Source organism: Bradyrhizobium sp. MOS002 (assembly GCF_003020115.1).
Lineage (GTDB): Bacteria > Pseudomonadota > Alphaproteobacteria > Rhizobiales > Xanthobacteraceae > Bradyrhizobium.
This window is the reverse complement of record NZ_PYFX01000001.1, coordinates 814094-836914: the sequence shown is the minus strand read 5'-3', so window position 1 is coordinate 836914 and position 22821 is coordinate 814094. Positions and strand designations below refer to the sequence as shown.

Sequence of the window (22821 nt, the reverse complement as noted above, 5' to 3'; positions counted from 1 at the left end):
CTCCGGAAGGTCGCGGCGGATAGGATTTGATCGAGCGCAAGCCGTCAAGTGAGCGGCCCATTATCATCGGCCCGATTGCGTCAGAGACATGGCCTGCGCCCGTTTGCGCCGGTTGCCCGCCCTCCCGCGCCCCGCCATAGTGCCGGGAATCAAGCGAGCCCCTTGAAAGCACTTAAAAGCCCGTTGGGGCGGAAATGCCGATGCTGGATGTGACTGCAGCCAATGAGATCGCCGCCGACGCCCGCGTGCGCGCCAATGTGGTGCGCCTTGCCGCCGCGCAGGCGCTGACCGGCGCCAACTCGGCGGTGATCTTCGCCACCGGCGCGATCGTCGGCGCGACGCTGGCGCCCGACGTCTCCTTCGCGACCGTGCCGATCTCGATGTATGTGCTCGGCCTCGCCGCCGGCACGCTGCCGACCGGCGCGATCTCACGCCGCTTCGGTCGCCGCATGGCTTTCATCGTCGGCACCGGTCTGGGCGCGCTGACCGGTCTGCTCGGCTGCTTCGCGATCCTGCACGCTTCGTTTCCATTGTTCTGTCTGGCGACTTTTCTCGGCGGTCTCTACGGCGCGGTGGCGCAGTCCTATCGCTTCGCTGCCGCCGACGGCGCCAGTGCCGCCTATCGGCCCAAGGCGGTGTCCTGGGTGATGGCGGGCGGCGTGTTCGCCGGCGTGCTCGGTCCGCAGCTCGTGCAATGGACCATGGATGTCTGGCAGCCTTATCTTTTCGCCTTCAGCTTCCTGGTCCAGGCTGCCGTCGCGCTGATCGCGATGGGCATCGTCGCCGGGGTCGACATGCCGAAGCCGGCGCCGGCCGATCTTCACGGCGGGCGGCCGCTGCTCGAGATCGTGACCCAGCCGCGCTTCATTGCGGCGGCGCTGTGCGGCGTCATCTCCTACCCCATGATGAATCTGGTGATGACCTCGGCGCCGCTCGCGATGAAGCTATGCGGCTTGAGCGTTTCCGATTCTAATTTCGGCATTCAATGGCACATCGTCGCCATGTACGGGCCGAGCTTCTTCACGGGCGCGCTGATCGCCCGCTTCGGCGCGCGGAAGATCGTTGCCGCCGGCCTGCTGCTGGAGGCCGGCGCGGCCGGCATCGGCCTGTCCGGCATCACCGCGATGCATTTCTGGGCCACGCTGGTCGTGCTAGGCATCGGCTGGAATTTCTCCTTCATCGGCGCCTCTGCGCTGGTGCTGGAGACGCACCGGCCGCAGGAGCGCAACAAGGTGCAGGCCTTCAACGATTTCCTGGTGTTCGGCATGATGGCGATCGGCTCGTTCTCGTCCGGTCAGTTGCTCGCCAGTTACGGCTGGTCCGCGGTGAACATGGTGGTGTTCCCGCCGGTGCTGCTCGGGCTCGCCGCGCTGTCGCTGGCGTCCTTTGCCCGCCGCCGCAGGGCGCGGCTGGACGCAGCGATGGGTGAGTTCCCGGACGCGATCTGAGATGGCGGGAGGCTGTCAGCAGCGTTGATACTTCGATCCAGGTCGAAGTGATTTTCGGAGCCCGGGTTGTTACATGATGCTCGTCATGGACAGATGAGCGTGAAGCAGGCGCTCGCGGGGGAAATCAAGGACAAGCGCAAATGCTCGACAATCCCCGGCACGACGCATCGATCGACGAATCCTCTCTCCGCTACGAAGGCTGGCGCATCGTTGCGGTCTGCTTCCTGCTCGCGACCTTCGGCTGGGGGCTCGGCTTCTACGGCCAGAGCGTCTATGTCGCCGAGCTCCAGCGCGCGCACGGCTGGTCGGCCTCGCTGATCTCGTCGGCCACGACGTTCTTCTATCTGTTCGGGGCGCTGCTCGTCGTCTTCGTCGGGGAGGCCGTCAACAAATACGGGCCGCGCCTCGGCCTGATCGTCGGGACCCTGGCGATGTCGGCTGCAGCCGTCGCGATCGGCGCGGTGCGCGAGCCGTGGCAGCTTTATCTCGCGAACGCCGTGCTCGCCTTCGGCTGGGCCGGCACCAGTTTGGCCATGATCACCAACACGATCAGCCTGTGGTTCGACCACAAGCGCGGCATGGCCATCAGCCTCGCGCTGAACGGCGCAAGCTTCGGCGGCATTGTCGGCGTGCCGCTGCTGGTGACCCTGATCGGCCATGTCGGCTTCGCCAGCGCGATGTTTATCGTTGCCGGCGCCATGCTGGTGCTGCTCGTGCCGGTGATCCTGATTGTCGTCGGCCGTCCGCCCGATCTCCATGGCCGGCGTGCGGCGACGAAAGCGAAGCCGCAATCGTCGGCGCAGATCCGCAGCCAGGCGTTGCGCGATGTCGGCTTTCTCACCGTGACCATTGCCTTTGCTTTAGTGCTGTTCGCGCAGGTCGGCTTCATCGTCCACCTGATCTCGTTCCTCGATCCCGTGATCGGGCGCGAGCGCGCGGCCGTCGCGGTTGCGGTGCTGACCGCGATGGCGGTGATCGGCCGGGTGCTGTTCTCGCTGGTGATCGACCGCCTCAACCAGCGGCTTGCCTCCGCGCTGTCGTTTCTCAGCCAGGCCGTGGCGCTTCTCGTCGTCATCAATCTGCACAATGATTACGTGCTGATCGCCGCCTGCGCATTGTTCGGCTTCTCGGTCGGCAATCTCATCACGCTGCCGTCGCTGATCGTGCAGCAGGAATTCGACTCCGCCTCGTTCGGCGTGCTGATCAGCCTCAACACCGCGATCAACCAGGTGACCTATGCGTTCGGCCCCGGCGTGGTCGGTTTTCTGCGAGACTTTTCGGGTGGCTATGAGCTGCCGTTCTATCTGTGCATTGCGCTCGAGGTGGCAGCGGCGGCGCTGATCATGGTGCGGGGGTCGGGCCACGCCAAGACCACGTAGGGACGCGGCGTCGCCTCAACACACTCCGTCATTGCGAGAAGCCCTTGCGACGAAGCAATCCAGACTGCTTCCGCGGAAAGATTCTGGATTGCTTCGCTGCGCTCGCAATGACGGGGTGAGGGCGGAGCTCACCCCTCGCGCTGCTTCAGCAGCTCCTCCACATCCAGCCGCTTCGTGAACATCGACAGCTTCCCATCCGGCCCGAACGGCCATTGCTCCTTCGGCTTGTCCCAATACAGCTCCACGCCATTCTGGTCCGGATCGCGCAGATACAGCGCCTCGGACACGCCATGGTCGCTGGCCCCGTCGAGCGCAATGCCGGCAGAGAGCACGCGGTGCAGCGCATCCGCGAGCGCGGGCCGCGTCGGATAGAGGATCGCGGTATGATAGAGCCCGGTTGTGCCGGGCGGCGGCGGCGAGCCGCCCTTGCTCTCCCAGGTGTTGAGCCCGATGTGGTGATGATAGCCACCTGCCGAGATGAAGGCCGCGCCGGAGCCCATGCGCTGCATCAGCTCGAAGCCGAGCACACCGCAATAGAAGCCCAGCGCGCGGTCGAGATCGGCGACCTTGAGGTGAACGTGGCCGATCCTGGTGCCGGCGGCGACGGCTTGGTTCTGCGACATGTGGCTGCTCCGTTGACAACCCCCACATAAGGCGAGCCTCGGAACGATGCTACTGGCCCATCCCGAAACCCAGCGTTTCCATACGCGAAACTATGACAGCTCCGGCACCTCGCCCTCGGGCAGCTCGAACTCGAATGTGTTCAGCGTCATCGACACCAGCGTGTAATAGCCGCACAGCCCGATCACCTCGACCACGCCGCGCTCGCCGAGCAGCTTCACCGCCTCTTCATAGAGGCCCTTCTCGACGCCGTGGCCCTCATGCAGCGATTTTGCGACGTCGTAGATCATCTTGCCCTTGGGATCGTCGAACTCGGGCGTGCGGCGATCGCGGATCGCGTCGATGATGTCGGGTTTCATGCCGCCGGCAAGCGCGAGGCGCTTGTGCGCGTACCATTCGTAATGCGCGGTCCAGTGCCGCGCCGTGACCAGGATCGCGATCTCCGAGAGCTTGGCGGGAAATATCGTGTCGTAGCGCAGGACCTCGCCGAGGCGGGTGGCGTGACGCGCCATGTCGGGGCTGTTGAGCCAGGCCATCATCGGCGCCGGCGGCTTGCCGCGCTTGCCGGCAATCGACTCGTCATAGGTCTGCCGCTGGCTCTCGTTCATTTCGCCAGGCGAAAGAAGCTTCAGGCGCATTGTTGTTTCCTCTTTGTTTTCAAGCTCGCCGTGGCGGCGACTATAGCGGATGCGTGACACGGAAGTGGTTGAATTCCGCGGGAGCTTGGCCCAGAGTCGCGCCCAACAAGCCGATTTTGATTGATGGAAACGACCAATGACTGACTCTAGCGCCAGCGATACCGAGACTGCCGATCTCGAAACATTCCGCAGCGAAACACGCGCCTGGTTGGAAGCCAATTGCCCGCCGGAAATGCGCAAGCCCGCAACGTCCGATGCCGACGTGTTCTGGGGCGGACGCAATGCAAAGTTCTCGTCCGAGCCGCAGCGCATCTGGTTCGAGCGCATGCGCGACAAGGGCTGGACCGTGCCCGACTGGCCGAAGGAGTATGGCGGCGGCGGTTTGAGTGCGGCCGAGCACAAGGTGCTGCGCACGGAGATGGGACGAATCGGCGCGCGTCCCCCGCTGTCGAGCTTTGGCATCTGGATGCTCGGGCCGGCGCTGCTGAAATACGGCAACGAGGCGCAGAAGCAGGAGCACCTGCCGAAGATCGCGGCGGGGCTGATCCGCTGGTGCCAGGGCTATTCCGAGCCGAACGCCGGCTCCGATCTCGCCTCGCTCCAGACCCGCGCCGAGAGCGACGGCGATGATTTCGTCATCACGGGGTCGAAGATCTGGACGTCCTATGCCAACTATGCCGACTGGATCTTCTGCCTCGTCCGCACCGATCCCGCCGCCAAGAAGCATGATGGCATCAGCTTCATCCTGTTTGACATGGCCTCGAAGGGCGTGACCACCAAGCCGATCCTCCTGATCTCCGGCTACTCGCCGTTCTGTGAGACGTTCTTCGACAATGTCCGCGTGCCGAAATCGCACGTGGTCGGCACCGTCAATCGCGGCTGGGATGTCGCGAAATATCTGCTTCAGCATGAGCGCGCGATGATATCAGGCATGGGCGAGCGCGGCGTCGGCCGTCCGCTGGGCCAGATCGCGGCCGACTCGGTCGGCACTGATGGGCTAGGGCGGCTCGATGATTCCATGCTGCGCGGCCGGATCGCCAGCTTTGACGTCGACGAAGCTGCACTTGCAGCCTGCGCCGAGCGCGCGGTCGATCTCGCCAAGGCGGGTCAGGCGCATCCGGCGTTCTCGTCGGCGATGAAATATTACGGCACCGAGCTCAACAAGCGCCGCTACGAGATCCTGATGTCGGCCGGCGGCGTCGATGCACTGGAATGGGAGAGCGAGCGCTCGAAGCAGGGCGCTCGTCCGCGCGCCTGGCTGCGCACCAAGGCCAACTCGATCGAGGGCGGCACCACCGAGGTCATGCTCGGCATTGTCGCCAAGCGCATTTTGGATTTGCCGGGGGCCTAGCAAAAGTCCTCATCCTGAGGAGCGGCCATCAGGCCGCGTCTCGAAGGATGGCCTCGTGGTTCGAGACGGCGCTACGCGCCTCCTCACCATGAGGGTCAACACCCAATCCAGTCGAACAGAACTTTGTTGGAGCCCACATGGCCCTCGTCCTCACCGAAGAACAATCGATGCTCCGCGACAGCGCGCGCGGGCTGATCAGCGACAAGGCGCCGGTGGCGCATTTGCGGCATCTGCGCGATAGCAAAGATCCCACCGGTTTCTCCAAGGAGTTTTGGCATTCCTTCGCCGAGATGGGTTTTGCCGGTCTGCTGGTGCCGGAAGAGTTCGGCGGCAGCGGCCTCGGCCATGTCGAGGCCGGCGTGGTGATGGAGGAGATCGGCCGCACGCTGATGCCGTCGCCCTTCCTCGCCACCAGCGTGGTCGCGGCTTCGGCGCTGAACCGTGGCGGCAATGCCGCGCAGAAGTCGGAATATCTGCCGAAGATTTCCAACGGCTCCCTGCTGGCAGCGCTCGCGATCGACGAGGGCGCAAAACATCGCCCGCTTCAGACCAGCCTCCAGGCCGTGCGTGCCGGCAACGGCTTCAAGCTCTCCGGCGCCAAGGCGCTGGTGGTCGACGGTCACGTTGCCGATCTTCTCATTGTCGCCGCGCGCACGGCGGGTTCGGCCGGCGAGCGCGAGGGGCTGACGCTGTTCCTGGTCAATTCGAAGGCCAAGGGCGTTGCGATCGAGCGGACCATCATGGTCGACGCGCACAATGCGGCGCGGATCGCGCTTGCCAATGTCGAGGTCGATGCCGACAGCGTGCTCGGAGAAGTCGACCAGGGGGCCGGCTTGCTCGACGGCGTGCTCGATATCGGGCGCGGTGCGGTGGCCTCCGAAATGGTGGGCCTGAGTGAAGAAGTGTTCAACCGCACCGTCGAGTACCTGAAGAGCCGCAAGCAGTTCGGTAAGCTGATCGGCGAATTCCAGGCGCTCCAGCACCGCGCCGCCGAACTCTATGTCGACATCGAGATCACCCGCGCCGCCGTGATGAAGGCGCTGCAAGCGCTCGATACGGACGTCGCCAAGGCGGCGTCAGCCGTCGCAGTGGCAAAGGCCCGCGCCGGCACCACCGCCACGCGCGCGGTGCAGGAGGGCGTGCAGATGCATGGCGGCATGGGCATGACCGACCAGTTCGACATCGGCTTCTTCATGAAGCGCGCGCGCGTGTGCGAGGAATTGTTCGGCGACGCCAATTACCACACCGAGCAGCTGGCAAGGGCGCGGGGATATTGAGGCGAGGGCGCGTCGCGCCGGATAACCCACCGCTGTCGTCGCCCGGCTTGACCGGGCGACCCAGTACGCCGCGGCCTCTCGGTATAGGTTTGACGTCTCTGGAATACTGGATCGCCCGCTTTCGCGGGCGATGACAGTTGAGAGGGCGGATAGCGCCTGCCCCAAGCTCGTCATTGCGAGGAGCACTTGCGACGAAGCAATCCAGACTGCCTCTGCGGAAAGATTCTGGATTGCTTCGCTTCGCTCGCAATGACGGCGGAAAAGACCTCCTACCGCACCGGCGGCGCGTACTGCACGCCGCCCGCATTCCACAGCTGGTTCATGCCGCGCGGGATCTTCAACTTCGACTTCTCGCCGATGTTGCGCTCGTACATCTCGCCGTAATTGCCGACGTGGCGGATGATGCGGACGACCCAATCCTTGGTGAGGCCGAGCTGCTCGCCGTAATTGCCCTCGGTGCCGACCAGCCGCATCACTTCCGGCTTCTTCGACTTCAGGGCTTCGTCGATGTTCTCCGAGGAGACGCCGAGCTCTTCGGCGTTGATCATCGCGTACAGCGTCCACTTCACGATCATCATCCAGTCGTCGTCGCGCTGGCGCACGACGGGGGCGAGCGGCTCCTTGGAGATCATGTCCGGCAGGATCATGTGGTCGCCGGGCTTCGACAGGTTGATCCGCAACGCGTAGAGCTGGGAGACGTCGGCGGAGAGCGTGTCGCATTTGCCGGTATCGTAGGCTTTCACGACGTCGTCCAGCTTGTCGAACTTCACCTCTTCATACTTCATGTTGTTGGCACGGAAGTAATCCGCGACGTTGAGCGCGGTGGTGGTCCCGGTCTGAACGCAAACCTTGCTGCCGGTCAGATCCAGCGCGGTTTCCTTATTGCGCGCGCGCGGCAGCATGAAGCCTGCGCCGTCGTAATAGGCGACCGCGGGGAAATAGAGATCGTAGTCGAGCTCGCGCGCCATGCTCCAGGTCGAGTTGCGCGAGAGGATATCCACTTTCCGGCTCTGCAATTCCTTGAAGCGCTCGCTGGCATCGAGCGCGACGAATTTCGCCTTGCTCGGGTCGTTGAAGATCGCGGAGGCCACCGCGCGGCAGAAATCGACGTCGAAGCCGGTCCAGTTGCCCTTGTCGTCGGGGATCGAGAAGCCCGGCAGGCCCTTGTTGACGCCGCACAGCACTTCGCCGCGGCGGACGGTGCGCTTCAGGGTGCGGGTGTCGTAGAATTCATAGATGATGGCCAGGACGGCGACCAGCACGGCGACTGCGAGCCCGATCAGCAGGCCGCCACGAAAAGTGCGCATCATGTTGCTCTCTCGAAATAATCGGGAAAAGGAATATTCGCCAGGGCGAGGAGATCAGAGCTCGGGCTTCTGCCGGATGACCACCTTGGTGCCGACAGGGACGCGATCGTAGAGATCGGCGACGTCGCGGTTAACGAGCCGGAAGCAACCCGAGGAGACCTTGGTGCCGATCGTGTCGGGCCGGTTGGTGCCGTGGATGCGGTAGACCGTCGTGCCCAGATACATGGCGCGCGCGCCGAGCGGGTTGCCGGGGCCGCCGGCCATGAAGCGCGGCAGATAGGGCTGGCGCTGGATCATCTCCGGCGGCGGCGTCCAGTCCGGCCACTCCTTCTTGTTTGTGATGTTCACCAGCCCCTGCCACTGAAAACCATCGCGGCCGACGCCGATGCCGTAGCGGATCGCGCGACCGCCGGGCTGCACCAGATAGAGATGCCGTTCGGCGGTCGAGATGATGAGGGTGCCGGGCGCTTCGGTGGTGCGGAAGTAGACGACCTGCTTCTGCCATTCCGGATCGAGCTCGAAGGCATCGTCTGCGACCAGGCCCGGCTCGTCGCCGCGGTCGGGCTGCTGGGCGTAGGCATTGGGCGCGGACAGGAACAGGCCGATCGCAGCCACAAACATCCCGGTCAGGCGACGAAAATCCGTCATTTCAAGCTCTCCCCGCGGCCAAGGCCAAAATCATCTGGAACCATCAAATCTCAGGGCCATCTTCATGGCAAGTTCAAGGCACCCATAGACGATATGTCACGAGAATGCTTTGGTTTTTTGACGGACCGCCCGCAATGCCACAAACGGGGGATGGCGCGAAAAGCACTGAGCGGGGCGCGATGTGCTCCCTCCCCCGCTTGCGGGAGAGGCTCAGAACCGAGCTAGCGGCGAGATCAACTTCGCCCAATTCGCACGAGATGCCAGCTAGATCTGGTTATTCTCAGCCGCGATCCCGAGCCGTCGGACGATTTCGGCGCCTACGGCCCGGGCCTCGGGCCTCGAACCGATGCGAGGGCTGCGAAACCGTTGTCCTGAGAGCAACCGGATCACGACGATGCAGTGCTCGTCCTCGGACCGGCCGCGACGCTCGACCGTGATCGTCTTCACCTCGCGCCCTTCGATGTGGTCGGTGCGCAACGTGCCGTCGCCCCACAGGCGTTCGACGCGGATATCGCCTTGGCGGATGATCCAGAAGGCGCCGGTCACAAGATTGGCACAACGGGAAACGCCGAAAGCGGCGATCGCGCCGACCGGCAGCAGCGCGATGTCGACCGGCCCCGGCGACAGGCCACGCCAGAGCCTGTAGGCGTAGGGAAGGGCGCACAATGCGACGACGATCAGTGCGACGATCCTGATGTCTCTCTTCGAGAACGGCTCGAGGGGGTCGCCGAGGCGCATCTCGGGATTGCTGGCATCGAGCGGATTGACCGGAGACTCGACGTCGGGAACGTCGAATTGCGCGGCGATCCGCGCCACCGTCTCGTGCACATGCGTGACGTCGGCGATCGGCGGCGACGTCAGGCGTTCTCCGGAGGCCAGCGTGAAGGCGAGCTGAAAGCGGGCTTTCGCCCTCTTGCTGCCGGGAACCTGCAATCCGCTGATGTCGTCCTTGGCGACGATCCGCGTCCGCAGTTTTCCAAACGGGCGCTGCTCCCCTATCAGGATCTCGTCCGGCGTGATGATCCACACCACCGCCGGCGCCAGCATGATGATGCCGACGAACGCCGCTCCCACGAGCAGCGCGATCACGGAGATGATCACCTCCAGGGTGTCGTGCGTGAAAAGGCCCGGCGTGAAGCACAGCGCGACGGCCGCCGCAAAGCCGGACATGACCAGCCGCTGCCCGATCGAGGCGCCTTCACGAAGGCGAATGTCGTTGCTGGTGGGCGCGTCGTCCATTGCGGGCGGCTGATTCCGAGGCTCGCGAAACTCCACGGACGGGTCCGTGGAGTCAAGCAACAAGGAAGGCCGCTTCATCCCGCATAGGCTTCTGGCGTTGAATAGCGGACAATCAGGTTCCGCTCAGAGCGGCGTCCGGCGGATCATTTCGGCGCAAGCCACAGTCTGAGACCGAACGAAATCACGGTGACGGCGCCCACGCCGCTGAGCCAGAGAACGGCAAACCATATCAGCCGTCGCCCCAGCGGCCTTGCCTCTGCCTTGCGCGGCATCAGTGATAACCGCTCCCGGCCCGGACCTTGCCGCGGAAGACCCAATAGGCCCAGCCGGTGTAGCCGAGAATCAGCGGCACCAGTCCGGCCACGCCGACGAGCATGAAGATCTGGCTGTTCTGCGGCGCAGCCGCCTGCCAGATCGTGATGCTCTGCGGCACGATAAAGGGATACATGCTGATACCCAGTCCGGCATAGGACAGCGCGAACAAGGCCAGGACGAGAAAGAACGGCCGGGAGTCCTGCTTTTGCCCGAGGCTGCGCATCAGCAGCGCGGTGACGGCGGCGACCGCGATCGGCACCGGCGCGGCCAGGGCGACGTTCGGCCAGGCGAACCAACGCTGCGCGTATTGAATGCTGAGAAACGGCGTGGCGATGCTGACCACTGCGATCGCTGCAAGCATCGCGAACAGCAGAACCCAGCTCAGTCGGTAGGCCTTCTCGCGCAGGGCACCCTCGGTCTTCAGAATGAGCCAAGTGGCGCCCAGCAAGGAATAGCCGATCATCAGGGCAATTCCCGTCAGCAGGCTGAACAGCGATAGCCAGTCCCACCAGCCGCCGGCATAATGCCGGCCCTCGACATGCACGCCCTGCAGGATGGCGCCGAGCGCGACGCCCTGCGCCAGCGTCGCCAGCAGCGATCCCGAGGCAAAGGCAATGTCCCAGCGGTTTCGTGCCGAGGTGGTGCGCCAACGGAATTCGAAGGCGACACCCCGGAAGACCAGCCCGATCAGCATCGCGATCATCGGCGTGTAGAGCGCTGGCATCAGCACCGCGTAGGCCAGCGGAAAGGCCGCCATCAGGCCGCCTCCGCCCAGCACCAGCCAGGTCTCGTTGCCATCCCAGACCGGCGCCACGCTGTTCATCATGACGTCGCGATCGGCCTTGGCGGGGAACAGGGGAAACAGCATGCCGAGGCCGAGATCGAATCCGTCCATCACGACATAGACGAACACCGCGAAGGCGATGATGAACGCCCAGAGGGTGGCGAGGTCGATGGCGGCGATCATGACAACGCACCCTGTCCCGCAACGCCCGAGGCCGGCGTGATGCCAGCGGCGCGCGCCGGCATGTCGCCGCTTGGCCCCTGCTCGCCGTGATGGGGCGAGGCCGCCATCAGGCGCAGAATGTAAATGGCCCCCGCCGCGAACACGATGAAATAGACGACGACGAAGGCCAGCAACGACGAGCCTACCGCGGGCGCGGCCAGTGGCGAGGCGGCGTCCGCGGTTCGCAACAGGCCGTAGACCGTGAAGGGCTGCCGGCCGGTCTCTGTCGTGATCCAGCCCGCGAGCACTGCGATGAAGCCCGCCGGCCCCATCGTCAGCGCGAAGATGTGCAGCGGCCGGGAATCGAACAGGGTGCCGCGCCAGCGGGTCCACAGGCTGAACAGCCCCAGCCCGAAGATCAGGAAGCCCAGCGCGATCATGATACGGAACGACCAGAACGTGATCGGTACCGGCGGCCAGTTTTCGCGCGGCACGGTGTCGAGGCCCGCGAGCGGCGCATCGAGCGAATGCTTCAGGATCAGAGAGGACAGCTTCGGGATCTCGATCGCGTAGTCGACCCGGCCAGCGGCCTGATCGGGCAGGCCGAACAGGATCAGCGGCGCTCCGTCCTTGTGGCTCTGGTAATGCCCTTCCATCGCCATGACCTTCGCCGGTTGATGCTCCAGCGTGTTGAGGCCATGCTGGTCGCCGGCCAGGATCTGGATCGGTGCGACAAGAGCCGCCATCCACATCGCCATCGAGAACATCACGCGGGGGCCGGCCAGATGCGGGTCGCGCAGCAGATGATATGCGCCGACCGCGCCGACCACGAGCGACGTCGTCAGGTAGGCGGCCAGCACCATATGCACGAGCCGGTAGGGGAAGGATGGATTGAAAATCACCTTGAACCAGTCGGCGACCACGAACTGGCCATCGGAATTGACGGCGTAGCCCGTCGGGGTCTGCATCCATGAATTGGCGGAGAGGATCCAGAACGCCGAGATCAACGTGCCGGTCGCGACCATCAACGTCGCGAAAAAGTGCAGCCTTGGACCGACGCGATCGAGACCGAACAGCATCACGCCGAGGAAACCGGCCTCGAGGAAGAATGCGGTCAGCACCTCGTAAGCCATCAGGGGGCCGATGACCGGCCCCGTCTTGTCGGCAAATGCCGACCAGTTGGTCCCGAACTGGTAGGACATCACGATGCCCGACACCACGCCCATGCCGAACGCGATCGCGAAGATCTTCAGCCAATAGTGGAACAGGTTGATGAAGACTTCGCGGCCGGTCCACAGCCAGAGCGCTTCCAGCACCGCAAGATAACTTGCAAGCCCGATCGAGAACGCCGGAAACACGATGTGGAATGACATCGTGAAGGCAAATTGCGCTCGCGCGAGCACGATGGGATCAAGGTTCGATAGCATCGGCGCTCCCGTCACAACGCGAGACGTTGTGGGCTGCGGGGGCGCCGATCTGGCTGCTCAGCTATACCATAGCGCCCGGCCGATGCATGATGACTCATGCCGGGCTCTTATCATATGGGACTCTTTGTCTAACCGCACGACGTCAGCTGCTGGAGTTCAGCAATTTTGCCACGGTGCGGTCGATCTCGTCATAACGGCCTTCGCCCTCGTGCTGGAACACGATCTTGCCGTTCTGGTCGATGATGTATTGCGCCGGCCAATACCGGTTGCGGTACGCGTTCCAGGTCCTGGAATCATTGTCCTGTGCCACCGGATAGGTGATGCCGTGGCGCTTCAGCGCCGCCTGCACATTGGATGCCGAGCGCTCGAACGGGAATTCCGGCGTGTGCACGCCGACCACGACGAGGCCCTTGTCCTTGTACTTGGCATAGAGGTCGGTGACGTGCGGCAGCGTGTTGACGCAGTTGACGCAGCCATAGGTCCAGAAGTCCACCAGCACGACCTTGCCGCGGAGATCGGCAATGTTCAGTGGTTTCGAGTTGAACCAGTTGTTGATGCCGGCGAAGTCGGGCGCGCTGTCCTGGCTGGCGGCGGCGGTGACGACAGGGACGGCGCGCGCGGCCTCGTCGCAGATGCCGGGGATGACGGCGCCTGTTACGGCGATGCCGATCAGTGCAGCGGAGACGGCGAGCAGTTTGAAAGTCATGGAAAAATCCTCCGGTGAAGATGAGGGATGATCACAGGCCGATCTGGCCGGTGGGATAGAAGCCGGTGAGCCAAGCCACGATCAGCGTGTCGTATTGGAAGTAGGCGGCCACCGCGAAGCCGATCACGACGACGCCAAAGCCCTGCTGCAGCCGCGGCGAGATGCGCGCGAGACTGCGCACCCGGGTGGTCGCGGCTTGCCCGCCATAGGCGATCGCCAGCATCGGAATCGCCGCGCCGATGGCGTAGGCAATCAGCAGCGTACCGGCCCAGGTCGCGTTCTCAGTGGTTGCGACCAGCGTCAGGATCGAGCCGAGCACCGGGCCGGCGCAGGGCGTCCAGACCAGGCCAAGCGTGGTGCCGAGCACGAGTCCGCCAAGCGCGCCCTCGCGCTGCGTGGCGCCGGAGTTGCCGAGATCGAGCCAGCCGTTGAGCCGGATCGACAGCCATTCGAACGGCGCCGGCCACAGCATCAACAGGCCGAAGCCGAGCAGCAGGATCGATGCCGCCTCGCGCAGCACGTTCGGATCGAAATCGAACAGCCGCGTGATGGCGCCGAGCAGCAGCGCGGTCGCGGAGAACGAGATGACGAAGCCGAGCGCGATCATCGCGGGGCGCAGATGCGAGCTGCGGCCGATCGAGGCGCCGAGCAGGATCGGCAGCATCGGCAGCGTGCACGGCGCGGCGATAGTGAGGATGCCGGCGAGGACAGCGAAGGTGAGTTCGAGCATGGGGCACTCGTGATGGGGGTCACGAGGATGGTTCGGGGCAATGGGCGGATTGTTACGAGTGTCACGTGCTCGTGACGGAGGAGGAGGTGCGGGCCGCGGAGGCGGTGCGTTCCCTCCCCCCTTGTGGGGGAGGGTTAGGGAGGGGGGGTAGCCACGGGAAAGGTCCGAATTCGTGGCACCCCTCTCCCTGCCCCTCCCCCACAAGGGGGGAGGGAATGAGAGAGACGTGGCCGCCTCACTCAAGCGCACCGCCGCAGCCGTCCATCCCCAAATACAAAACGACCCGGAGGGGGGCATCCCGTCCGGGTCGTTGGAGGTCTTGGGAGGTTTAACGAAACCGTATGTGAGCTTTATAGGAGGGAAGTTTTTCCGCCTGATGTTGTGCTTTGTTTCAATTGTTTCGTCGGCGGTAACACTTCCGTGTCCGGGGTAGGGCCTAAACAGATGCCCTATCTCATTGAAATATCTAGCCTTCAGGCGGCGAAGCGCTCGACGCCACAGCCCTTAAGCAATTCGGCCAGTTGCTTGCGGGCGTAGAACATCCGGGTCTTCACCGTGCTCTGCGGGATGCCGATGATCTGTCCGACTTCCTCCACCGACTTCTCATGGTAGTAGACCAGGGTAATGATTTCGCGATGAGCGGGTGACAGCTTCTGAACGCAGGCGCGCAGGATGGCGCTGGTGTCGCTGCGGTCGAGCGAGGTCTCCGGCGTGTCGCAATTGTCGGCGATCTGACGCACGTCTTCCTGGTCGATGTCTTCGAAACGACGCTGGCGCATCGCGGTCAGCGCCTTGAAGCGGGCGATCGACAGCAGCCAGGTCGAAACCTGCGAGCGGCCCTGGAATTGGCCGGCGGTCCGCCACACGTCCAGGAACACCTGGCTGACGAGGTCTTCCGCCGTGGTGGCGTCGCGCACGATCCGCAGGATGAAGCGGTAGACGCGCACATTATGACGGCAATAAAGGATGTGCATGGACGTCCGGTTGCCGTCGGCAATGCTTTCGAGAAGCATGTCGTCCGAGGTCGCCTGAGCGGCAATGATGCTCTGGCTGGCTTGGGCGTTGATGGCGATGACGTTCGGCATTGACTTGGCTCCCCGTAGCGCCGCAACCGAGCGGCGTTTCCTTCGACCAAAGTGTTAATGAGCCAACGTTTCGGGACGTCTGCACGAAAAGGAGAAAATGGTTTCGTGCGCCGCCAAATTGTTTCGTCGGAGCGGGTGCGACGAAACATTCGAGGCAAAAAAGCGTGGAATTTCAATGTACGGAAAATACGGGGGTGGGGATTAGGCGGCGCCGGGAACATATTTCCGGGGTTTGCGTTCGATGTCGCCTCAATCCCAGCTGTCGTCCTGGCGAAGCCAGGACCCATAACCCCAGGGAGAAGTTTGACGAAGACTCGCAGTGAAGAGTCTTCCCACAGTACTAGAACCTGCGCCCACGATAGATCACGCGGTATGGGTCCTGGCCTTCGCCAGGACGACGTTGGCGCCCTACGCCTTCTCGCCCCCCGGCGAGAACAGATAGCCGCCGCCGCGGATGGTGCGGATCACGGCGGGTTTTGCCGGATCGGGCTCGATCTTGCGGCGGATGCGCATGATGCGCAGGTCGACGGCGCGGTCGAAGGCTTCGGCGTCGCGCGCGTTGGCCAATTCCAGCAGGCGCTCGCGCGACAGCACGCGCTTCGGATTGGCCGCGAACACCTTCAAGAGCCCGAACTCGGATGCGGTCAGCGGGTGCTCATTGCCCTCGTCGTCGCGCAAGGCCTGCGCTTCGAGATCGAGCCACTTCGTTCCGAACCGCACCAATTGGTCCTTGTCCGATTTCGCAGCCGCCGTTTCCGCCACGGCTTTCGCCGGCGCGCTCCGGCGCAGCACCGAGCGGATGCGCGCCATCAGCTCACGCAGCTCGCACGGCTTTGCCACGTAATCGTCGGCGCCGAGCTCGAGGCCGACGACGCGGTCGATCGGGCTCGCCGTCGCCGTCAGCATGATCACCGGCACGTTGATGCGGCTCTTGAGGTCGCGGATGATCGAGAGCCCGTCTTCCTCGGGCATGTTGAGGTCGAGCACGACGAGGTCGGGCATGCTGCCGTCGATCGCCGTGCGCAGCGACTTGCCGCCGTCGCACAGCGTCACGGTGAAGCCGTGCATCTTGAGGTAATCGCCGACCATCTCCCGGGCCGGGGCCTCGTCGTCGACGATCATGATGTGCTGGGCTTGGGTCATGGTCCTGAGATCACGGGATTTCGGTCGCGGGGAGGGTGATGGTGAAGGTCGAGCCCTTGCCCGGGCCGTCGCTGTTGGCGGTCACCTCGCCGCCATGCATGTCGATAATACGCTTAACGATGGACAACCCAAGCCCTGTCGAGCTCTCGCCGGCGGTCGGCTTTGCGGACAGCCGCTGGAACCGGCCGAACAGGCGGCCGAGATCCTCCGGCGACAGGCCGGCGCCCTCGTCGCTGACGCGGACGATGGTGTCGCCGCCCTCATGGCTGACGACGACCCCGATCTTGCCGCCGATCGGCGAGTATTTGATCGCGTTGCTGATCAAATTGTCGATCGCCTCGCGGATGCGGTCGGTGTCGCACATGGTGACGACGTTGACGGGCGCGGTGACGCTGATCGCCTGCTGCTTGTTGACGGCGAGCGGCTGGTTGGCCTCGGCGACCTCCTTGACCAGGGCCGCGACGTCGACCGGCTCGCGGCGGATGGTGATGTCGAAGGCGTCGGCCATCGCGTCCGAGATCAGATGATCGACCATCGTGGTCAGGCGCTTGGTCGCATCGCGGATGTGATCGACCTGGGCGACCACCCCGCCTGACGACGCGCCGGTCGAGATCAGCTCCTTCAACATCTCGGTGCGGCCGAGGATCACGCCGAGCGGATTCTTCAGATCGTGGGCGACGGTGCCGAGGATTTCGTTCTTGAAGCCGTTGGCGCGCTGCAGCCGCAGCCATTGCGCCGAGAGCCGGCGGTTGGCCTGCATCAGCGCGCGGGTGCGCTGGGCGACGCGGTCTTCCAGCTGGGTGTTGGCGGCCTGGAGCTGCTGGTAGAGGATGACGTTGTCGAAGGCGATCGAGAGCCGGCTGGAGAAGATCTCGACCAGCGAGCGGTCGGTCTCGGACAGCTCGCGCTCGGCCTGGAGCAGCACCACCACCTCGCGGCCGCTTCCGGTGCGCAAATAGATCACGCTGCGGTGGTCGGCGAATTCGTTCTTGCGGCCCTGGAAGGCGGCTTCCACCATCGCGCGCAGATCGGGGTCGAGCGCCTTAGACGAGGTCGTGCCGATGAAGCGGCTGTAGCAGCCGCTGCCGGCGAGCACCGAGAGCTCGGGGTCGAGGCCGCCATTGTCGCGCAAAACCAGGATGCCGGCGCAATCGACGTTGAGCAGCGAGGCAAGCTGGGTCAGCACGCCCTCGGCGAGCCGCTGCATCGACTTGAAGTCGTACAGCGTGGAAGCCGCGTCGATGATGATCTCGAGCCCGCGCCTTGTCTGCAGCATGCGTTCGAGCTGCTGGTAGGAGCGCAGCGCCGCGGTCAGCGAGGTGAACAGCTTGTCGGCGGTGAGCTCGGTCTTGGCCTTGTAGTCGTTGATGTCGTACTGCACGATCACGCGCCGCTCGGGCGCCTGGCCGGGCTGTCCGGTGCGCAGGATGATGCGCACGGTCTCGTTCTTGAGCTCGTTGCGGATGTACTCGACCAGCTCGAGGCCGGCGACGTCCGTCTCCATGATGACGTCGAGCAGCACGGCGGCGATGTCGTTGTGCGCGGCCATCAGCTTGCGACCTTCGGCCGCGGAATGGGCGGAGAGGATCTCCAGGCCCTGGCCGTTGAGGGAATAGTCCGAGAGCGCAAAACGCGTGCCGTCATGCACGGCCGGATCGTCGTCGATGACGGCGATCTTCCATTTCCGGGCGTCAACATCCTCCGATGCGGTACCGGTATCGTCGATCAGGTGGAGGACATCGTCCTGTTCGGCCATTGAGAAGTCCCGTCAGTCTCTGTGCTTTGCCCGCCGCCCCTGGCGACCCGGGGCATGATAATGCGAAAAGTAGTGCCTTGTCCCAGCTTGGATTCCAGCATCATGCGACCGCCGAGCTGCTGGGTGACGAGGTTATAGACGATATGGAGGCCGAGTCCCGTGCCACCTTCATTGCGCCTGGTGGTAAAGAATGGGTCAAAGGCCTGGCGCTGCACGTCGGAAGTCATGCCGGCCCCGTCATCGGTGAAGATGATCTCGACGTCGTCTGCCCCGCGGGGTCGCGCCGAGATCGTGATCGTGCCGGCGCGGCCGTCGGCAAAGGCGTGGTTGGCGGCGTTGAGGAACAGGTTGGTCAGGATCTGGCCGTAAGAACCGGGATAGCCATCGAGCAGCAGCCCCTCGGGCATGTCGACCTGGAGCGTGATCGACGACCGCTTCAGCACCGGGCGCAGGCTCGCGATGATCTGGTCGGTGGCTTCGCTCAGGGAGAATTGCCGCCGCTCGGCATGGGAGCGGTCGACCGCGACCTGCTTGAACGACTGGATCAACTCGCCGGCGCGCTGCAAATTGGCGACCAGCTGCTGCGAGGCGTCGCGCGAGGACTGCACGAATTCTTCCAGCTGCGAGCGGCGCAGGCCGCCTTCGCCCTTGAGCTGCGCCTCGAAGATCTCGGTGCGCCGGGCAAAACTCGACGCAACGGTGAGGCTGATGCCGATCGGATTATTGACCTCGTGCGCGACGCCGGCGACGAGGCCGCCGAGGGCTGCAAGCCTCTCGGCATCGATCAGGTTCTGCTGCGCGGCGTTGAGCTCGAGCAGCGCGCTCTCGGCCTTCTCCTTGGACGCACGCAGCTCGTCCTCGGTCTCACGCTTCGCGATCGCATTCTCGCGGAACACTTCCACCGCGCGCGCCATGGCCCCGACTTCGTCACGCGCGCGCGTGCCCTGCACCTCGCGGTCGAGGTCGCCGAGCGTGATCGCACGCATCGCCGCCATGATCTGCTGCAGCGGCAGCCGGATCGATAGCGCGATCAGCACGCCGGCGGTGAGGATGATGCCTAGGAAGATCACGGCGATGGAAAGAACACGGCGGGAAATGTCCGCCAGCGTGCGGTCGAACGTCTCCTGCGCCTTCTGCTCGCGCTGGCGCATCTTGGTGGAGAGATCGTCGATGGCGCCGATCGCCTCGGCCTGGTTGGCGTCGATGGTGTTGCGCAGCAGCTCGGTACGGTTCGTGAGCTGCTCGGAGAGCTTTGCGAAACCCTCGCGCAGCGCCGCGGTCCGGGCCGCGAGTCGTCGCAGCGCCATGCGCTGGAGGTCGTTGTCGGCGAGATCGATCATCACGGGGATGGTCTTCTCGATCGTCTCGGTGTTGCGGCGGGCGTCGTCGGCCGCACCCGATGACAGCGACAGATAGTAGGAATTGGCCGCGACCAGCATCGCGGTGAAAGCCTCGCGCGACTTGCCCAGCGAAGGCCAGATCAGCGCGTCGCGATGGCCGGTGGCGCCTTCAATGATGGAGTAAAGGCCGGCCATGTCCCTGGCCGGGCCCTGCACCTGGTCCTCATAGGTCTTCGCGATGGTGGCCTGCACGCCGCGCAGCTCGCCGAAGCCGTTGAGGAAGCGGTCGGTGGTGCGCTCCAGCTCCTCGACCGAGCCCGACAGCATCGGGTCCTTGGCGGCGCGGTTGGTCAGCGTCCCCAGCACCGCCTCGCGCAGCAGCAGGATCTCGGCGAACAGGTCGGGGCTCGGCTGGTTGATGTAGCGGTGGATCAGATTGTGCAGCCGCCCGGTCTCGCTTTCGAGCAGCGCCAGAATCCGGTCGGACTCGCGCACCTGGCGCACGTCGTCCCAGGCCGAGCCGAGCACCTGCGAGCCGTTCCAGATCAGCCCGACCAGCACCACCACCACGGCGGAGTTCAGCGCCGCGATCGACAGGATGCGCCAGCGGATCGGCACCGCACGGAGCACGCCGACCAGCCGCGCGCGCAGCCGCCCGATCGGGCCGGGCGACCTGTCTGCATGCTCGCTGTGTCCAAGCCCGGGCAAGAGGCCTCACTCCACCTTGCGAATGCGTTCGATCAGCGCGGCCGCGGCCGGATCCTGCCCGGCCTTGGCGTAGATCGCGACCATCGCATCCTCGAACGGCTTGCGGTCGATATCCCTGACGATGGTGACGCCCGCTTCTTCGGCCTTGCGCTGCGACTGCTCCTCGAGGTCGCGCCATTTCTCGCGCATGAAGTGGCTGGAGCGCTGCGCGGCTTCCCTGAAGATGGTCTGGTCGTCGACCGAGAGGCTTTTCCAGGCCTTCAGCGAGATCACCAGCACTTCGGGGCTCATCGTGTGCTCGGTGAGCGCGAGATAGCCGGCATGTTTGAAATGGTCCGTCGTCACGTAGGATGGCCAGTTGTTCTCGGCGCCGTCGATCAGGTGGTTGGCAAGCCCGGCGAGCACCTGTCCATAGGGCATCTCGACCGGCTCCGCGCCGAGCGCGCGGATCATCTGGCTCATCAACTCCGACTGCTGCACCCGGATCCGCAATCCCTTGAGGTCTGCGACGTTCCTGACCGGGCGGGCGCCGTTGTAGATCGACCGCGCCCCGGAATCGTAGAAGGCGAGGCCAACGAAGCCGTAGGGCTCGAAGCTGCCGAGAATCTCGCCGCCGATCGGCCCGTCCAGCACCTTCTGCATGTGCTCGATGGATCGGAACAGGAACGGCATCGCCAGCACGTTCATCGCCGGGACGAAATTGCCGATCAGCGCCACATTGGTCCGGTTGAGATCGATCGCGCCGACCCGGGTCTGCTCGATGGTCTCCTTCTCCTCGCCGAGCTGGCGGGAGTGGAACACCTTGACCTCGTGCCGGCCGCCGCTGCGCTCGGCGATCAGGGCGCCCATGTAGCGCAGCGCCTGCACGGTCGGATAATCCTCGGTCTGGGTGTCGGCGGCGCGGAACTCCCGCGCAGCGGCTCCCGTCGCGCAGATGGCGATCAGAAGCGCGACGAAAACCACCCCGGTCCGCGAGCGTTCGGCACGGTTCAACACTGGCACACTCAACCCCTCAGTGGTGGAGTCTATGGCGGGAGCAAAAGGTTCAATGCAATCTAGCAGATGGTCGGGGGAAGGCCATCCCGGCCGGCGCCTCGGCGTGATTGTGCGGCGCGGCCGGCGCGCATTCCCGGTTGAAACCGCAAATGCCGCGCCTTAAGCAGGGACCGTCGCCGTCGTCGCGCGATACGGAAAGAGCCATCGTGATTTCAGCATTGCGCTTCTTGCAGATCGTCGCCGCCTTTGCGGTCCTCTCCTTGGCCGCGCCGGCGCGTGCCGCCACCGACATCGCGTGGTGGCACGCCATGTCCGGCGAGCTCGGCCGGCAGCTCGAGAAGCTCGCCTCCGACTTCAACGCCTCGCAGCCGGATTATCGCGTCGTGCCGACTTACAAGGGCAGTTACACCGAGACGGTGACGGCCGCGATCTTCGCCTTCCGCTCGCGCAGCCAGCCCGCGATCGTCCAGGTCAACGAGGTCGCCACCGCCACCATGACCGCGGCCAAGGGTGCGATCTATCCCGTGTTCAGCCTGATGCGGGACATGAACGAGCCGTTCTCGCTCAATGACTACCTTCCCGCGGTCTCCGGCTACTACACCGATGCGGCCGGCAATCTCTTGTCGTTCCCGTTCAATTCGTCGACGCCGATCCTGTATTACAACAAGACCATGTTCCGCGACGCAGGCCTCGATCCGGAGACGCCGCCGAAGACCTGGCCGGAACTTGGTGCCGCCGCAAAACGCTTGCGCGATCGCGGCGCGGCGTGCGGCTTCACCACGTCCTGGCCGTCGTGGATCCATGTCGAGAATTTTTCAGCCTTCCACAATCTGCCGCTGGCGACGCGGACCAACGGCTTTGCCGCGCTCGATGCCGAACTGACCATCAACAATCCGTCTCTCGTGCGTCACATCGCCGAGCTCAGCGAATGGCAGAAGACCAAGGTGTTCGACTATAGCGGCCGCGGCCAGTCGGCCGAGCCGCGCTTCCAGAACGGCGAATGCGGCATCTTCATCGGCTCCTCGGCGACGCGCGCCGACATCAAAGCAAATTCGAAGTTCGAGATCGGCTACGGCATGATGCCGTATTGGCCCGATGTGAAAGGCGCGCCGCAGAACTCGATCATCGGCGGTGCCACGCTGTGGGTGCTGCGCGACCGCCCGCGCGAGGAATACAAGGGCGTGGCGCGATTCTTCGCTTACCTGTCGCAGCCCGGCGTGCAGGCCGCCTGGCACCAGAACACCGGCTATCTGCCTGTTACCCGCGCCGCCTTCGAGCTGACGCGCGCGCAAGGTTTTTACGAGCGCAATGCGGGCTCGGCGATCTCGTTCGAGGAGATCACGCTGCATCCGCCGACAGAGAATTCGAAGGGCATCCGGCTCGGCTCCTTCGTGTTGATCCGTGGTGCGATCGAGGACGAGCTGGAGCAGGCGTTTGCCGGCCGCAAGAGCGCGCAAGCAGCACTCGATGCCGCGGTCGAGCGCGGCAACAAGACCCTGCGCCAGTTCGAGCGCGCCAGCCCGGATCGATAGGCGCCGCCGCTTCCGCGACACGCGCGACGTTTGCTGCACCGGCGAACACCATCGGACATCTCGCAATCTGACGGAGTGTGCGAGCCTGCGGCGCAACGGGCCGCAGGTCCACACTCTCGAATCCGTGACGCTCGTGTGAGCCACTTCACTTGTGGCTGTACACCGGCAGATATAATCTTGAGGTTGTTTCTTATGCCATTTTTTCGGAAAAGTTGTAATGGAGATCACC

The 22821-nt window shown here is 64.5% G+C and carries 19 protein-coding genes; 5 read left to right on the top strand and 14 right to left on the bottom strand.

The features are described 5' to 3' along the window. Positions 1-200: 200 nt before the first annotated feature. Complete coding sequence (locus C7G41_RS04220) at positions 201-1448, top strand: MFS transporter (RefSeq protein WP_199198122.1); 1248 nt, start codon at positions 201-203, stop codon at positions 1446-1448. A 140-nt stretch (positions 1449-1588) separates the two neighbouring features. After that, complete coding sequence (locus tag C7G41_RS04215) at positions 1589-2827, top strand: MFS transporter (protein ID WP_106941352.1); 1239 nt, start codon at positions 1589-1591, stop codon at positions 2825-2827. A gap of 128 nt (positions 2828-2955) precedes the next feature. Here C7G41_RS04215 and C7G41_RS04205 read toward each other — a convergent pair whose 3' ends face one another. Both C7G41_RS04205 and C7G41_RS04200 read right to left on the bottom strand, forming a co-directional pair. After that, complete coding sequence (locus C7G41_RS04205; protein ID WP_106941350.1) at positions 2956-3450, bottom strand: VOC family protein; 495 nt, start codon at positions 3448-3450, stop codon at positions 2956-2958. A 90-nt stretch (positions 3451-3540) separates the two neighbouring features. Further along, positions 3541-4086 (bottom strand): carboxymuconolactone decarboxylase family protein, encoded by a 546-nt coding sequence (locus C7G41_RS04200; protein WP_106941349.1) that lies wholly within the window; start codon positions 4084-4086, stop codon positions 3541-3543. A 136-nt stretch (positions 4087-4222) separates the two neighbouring features. Between C7G41_RS04200 and C7G41_RS04195 the strand changes: the two genes are divergently transcribed. Both C7G41_RS04195 and C7G41_RS04190 read left to right on the top strand, forming a co-directional pair. Further along, the gene (locus C7G41_RS04195; protein ID WP_106941348.1) at positions 4223-5437 is read left to right on the top strand and encodes an acyl-CoA dehydrogenase family protein; all 1215 of its coding nucleotides are present in this window, start codon (positions 4223-4225) and stop codon (positions 5435-5437) included. Positions 5438-5574: 137 nt separating this feature from the next. Then, positions 5575-6714, top strand: a complete 1140-nt coding sequence (locus C7G41_RS04190) for an acyl-CoA dehydrogenase family protein (RefSeq protein WP_106941347.1) — start codon at positions 5575-5577, stop codon at positions 6712-6714. A 269-nt stretch (positions 6715-6983) separates the two neighbouring features. On the opposite strand, the gene C7G41_RS04185 is transcribed toward C7G41_RS04190, so the two are convergent. From C7G41_RS04185 to C7G41_RS04125, 12 genes are all read right to left on the bottom strand, one after another. Continuing rightward, positions 6984-8021: an amino acid ABC transporter substrate-binding protein gene (locus tag C7G41_RS04185; RefSeq protein ID WP_027514482.1), complete on the bottom strand. Its 1038-nt coding sequence runs from the start codon at positions 8019-8021 to the stop codon at positions 6984-6986. Positions 8022-8075: 54 nt separating this feature from the next. Beyond that, positions 8076-8669 (bottom strand): L,D-transpeptidase, encoded by a 594-nt coding sequence (locus tag C7G41_RS04180; RefSeq protein ID WP_106941346.1) that lies wholly within the window; start codon positions 8667-8669, stop codon positions 8076-8078. A 264-nt stretch (positions 8670-8933) separates the two neighbouring features. Continuing rightward, positions 8934-9908, bottom strand: coding sequence for a hypothetical protein (locus tag C7G41_RS04175; RefSeq protein WP_199198121.1), 975 nt, complete (start codon positions 9906-9908; stop codon positions 8934-8936). Between the two features lie 271 nt (positions 9909-10179). Beyond that, the gene (gene cydB, locus C7G41_RS04165; protein WP_106941344.1) at positions 10180-11190 is read right to left on the bottom strand and encodes a cytochrome d ubiquinol oxidase subunit II; all 1011 of its coding nucleotides are present in this window, start codon (positions 11188-11190) and stop codon (positions 10180-10182) included. Next, complete coding sequence (locus C7G41_RS04160) at positions 11187-12596, bottom strand: cytochrome ubiquinol oxidase subunit I (protein ID WP_106941343.1); 1410 nt, start codon at positions 12594-12596, stop codon at positions 11187-11189. The genes cydB and C7G41_RS04160 overlap by 4 nt, the downstream gene beginning before the upstream one ends. A gap of 142 nt (positions 12597-12738) precedes the next feature. Continuing rightward, positions 12739-13302 (bottom strand): thioredoxin family protein, encoded by a 564-nt coding sequence (locus C7G41_RS04155; RefSeq protein WP_106941342.1) that lies wholly within the window; start codon positions 13300-13302, stop codon positions 12739-12741. 31 nt (positions 13303-13333) lie between these two features. Then, on the bottom strand, positions 13334-14032 hold the full coding sequence (locus C7G41_RS04150; protein ID WP_106941341.1) for a cytochrome c biogenesis CcdA family protein: 699 nt from the start codon (positions 14030-14032) through the stop codon (positions 13334-13336). A gap of 473 nt (positions 14033-14505) precedes the next feature. Beyond that, the gene (locus tag C7G41_RS04145) at positions 14506-15117 is read right to left on the bottom strand and encodes a sigma-70 family RNA polymerase sigma factor (RefSeq protein ID WP_106941340.1); all 612 of its coding nucleotides are present in this window, start codon (positions 15115-15117) and stop codon (positions 14506-14508) included. A 408-nt stretch (positions 15118-15525) separates the two neighbouring features. Beyond that, positions 15526-16260: a response regulator gene (locus C7G41_RS04140; RefSeq protein WP_106941339.1), complete on the bottom strand. Its 735-nt coding sequence runs from the start codon at positions 16258-16260 to the stop codon at positions 15526-15528. A 10-nt stretch (positions 16261-16270) separates the two neighbouring features. Further along, entirely contained in the window at positions 16271-18016 is a 1746-nt protein-coding gene (locus C7G41_RS04135) for a DUF3369 domain-containing protein (RefSeq protein ID WP_106941338.1), read from the bottom strand. Then, complete coding sequence (locus C7G41_RS04130; protein WP_199198168.1) at positions 17986-20016, bottom strand: HAMP domain-containing sensor histidine kinase; 2031 nt, start codon at positions 20014-20016, stop codon at positions 17986-17988. Before C7G41_RS04130 ends, C7G41_RS04135 begins: the two co-directional genes overlap by 31 nt. 54 nt (positions 20017-20070) lie before the next feature. Beyond that, positions 20071-21066 (bottom strand): TRAP transporter substrate-binding protein, encoded by a 996-nt coding sequence (locus C7G41_RS04125; RefSeq protein WP_106941490.1) that lies wholly within the window; start codon positions 21064-21066, stop codon positions 20071-20073. Between the two features lie 143 nt (positions 21067-21209). On the opposite strand from C7G41_RS04125, the gene ugpB reads away from it, so the two are divergent. Next, the gene (gene ugpB, locus C7G41_RS04120) at positions 21210-22592 is read left to right on the top strand and encodes a sn-glycerol-3-phosphate ABC transporter substrate-binding protein UgpB (protein WP_106941337.1); all 1383 of its coding nucleotides are present in this window, start codon (positions 21210-21212) and stop codon (positions 22590-22592) included. Positions 22593-22821 lie beyond the last annotated feature (229 nt).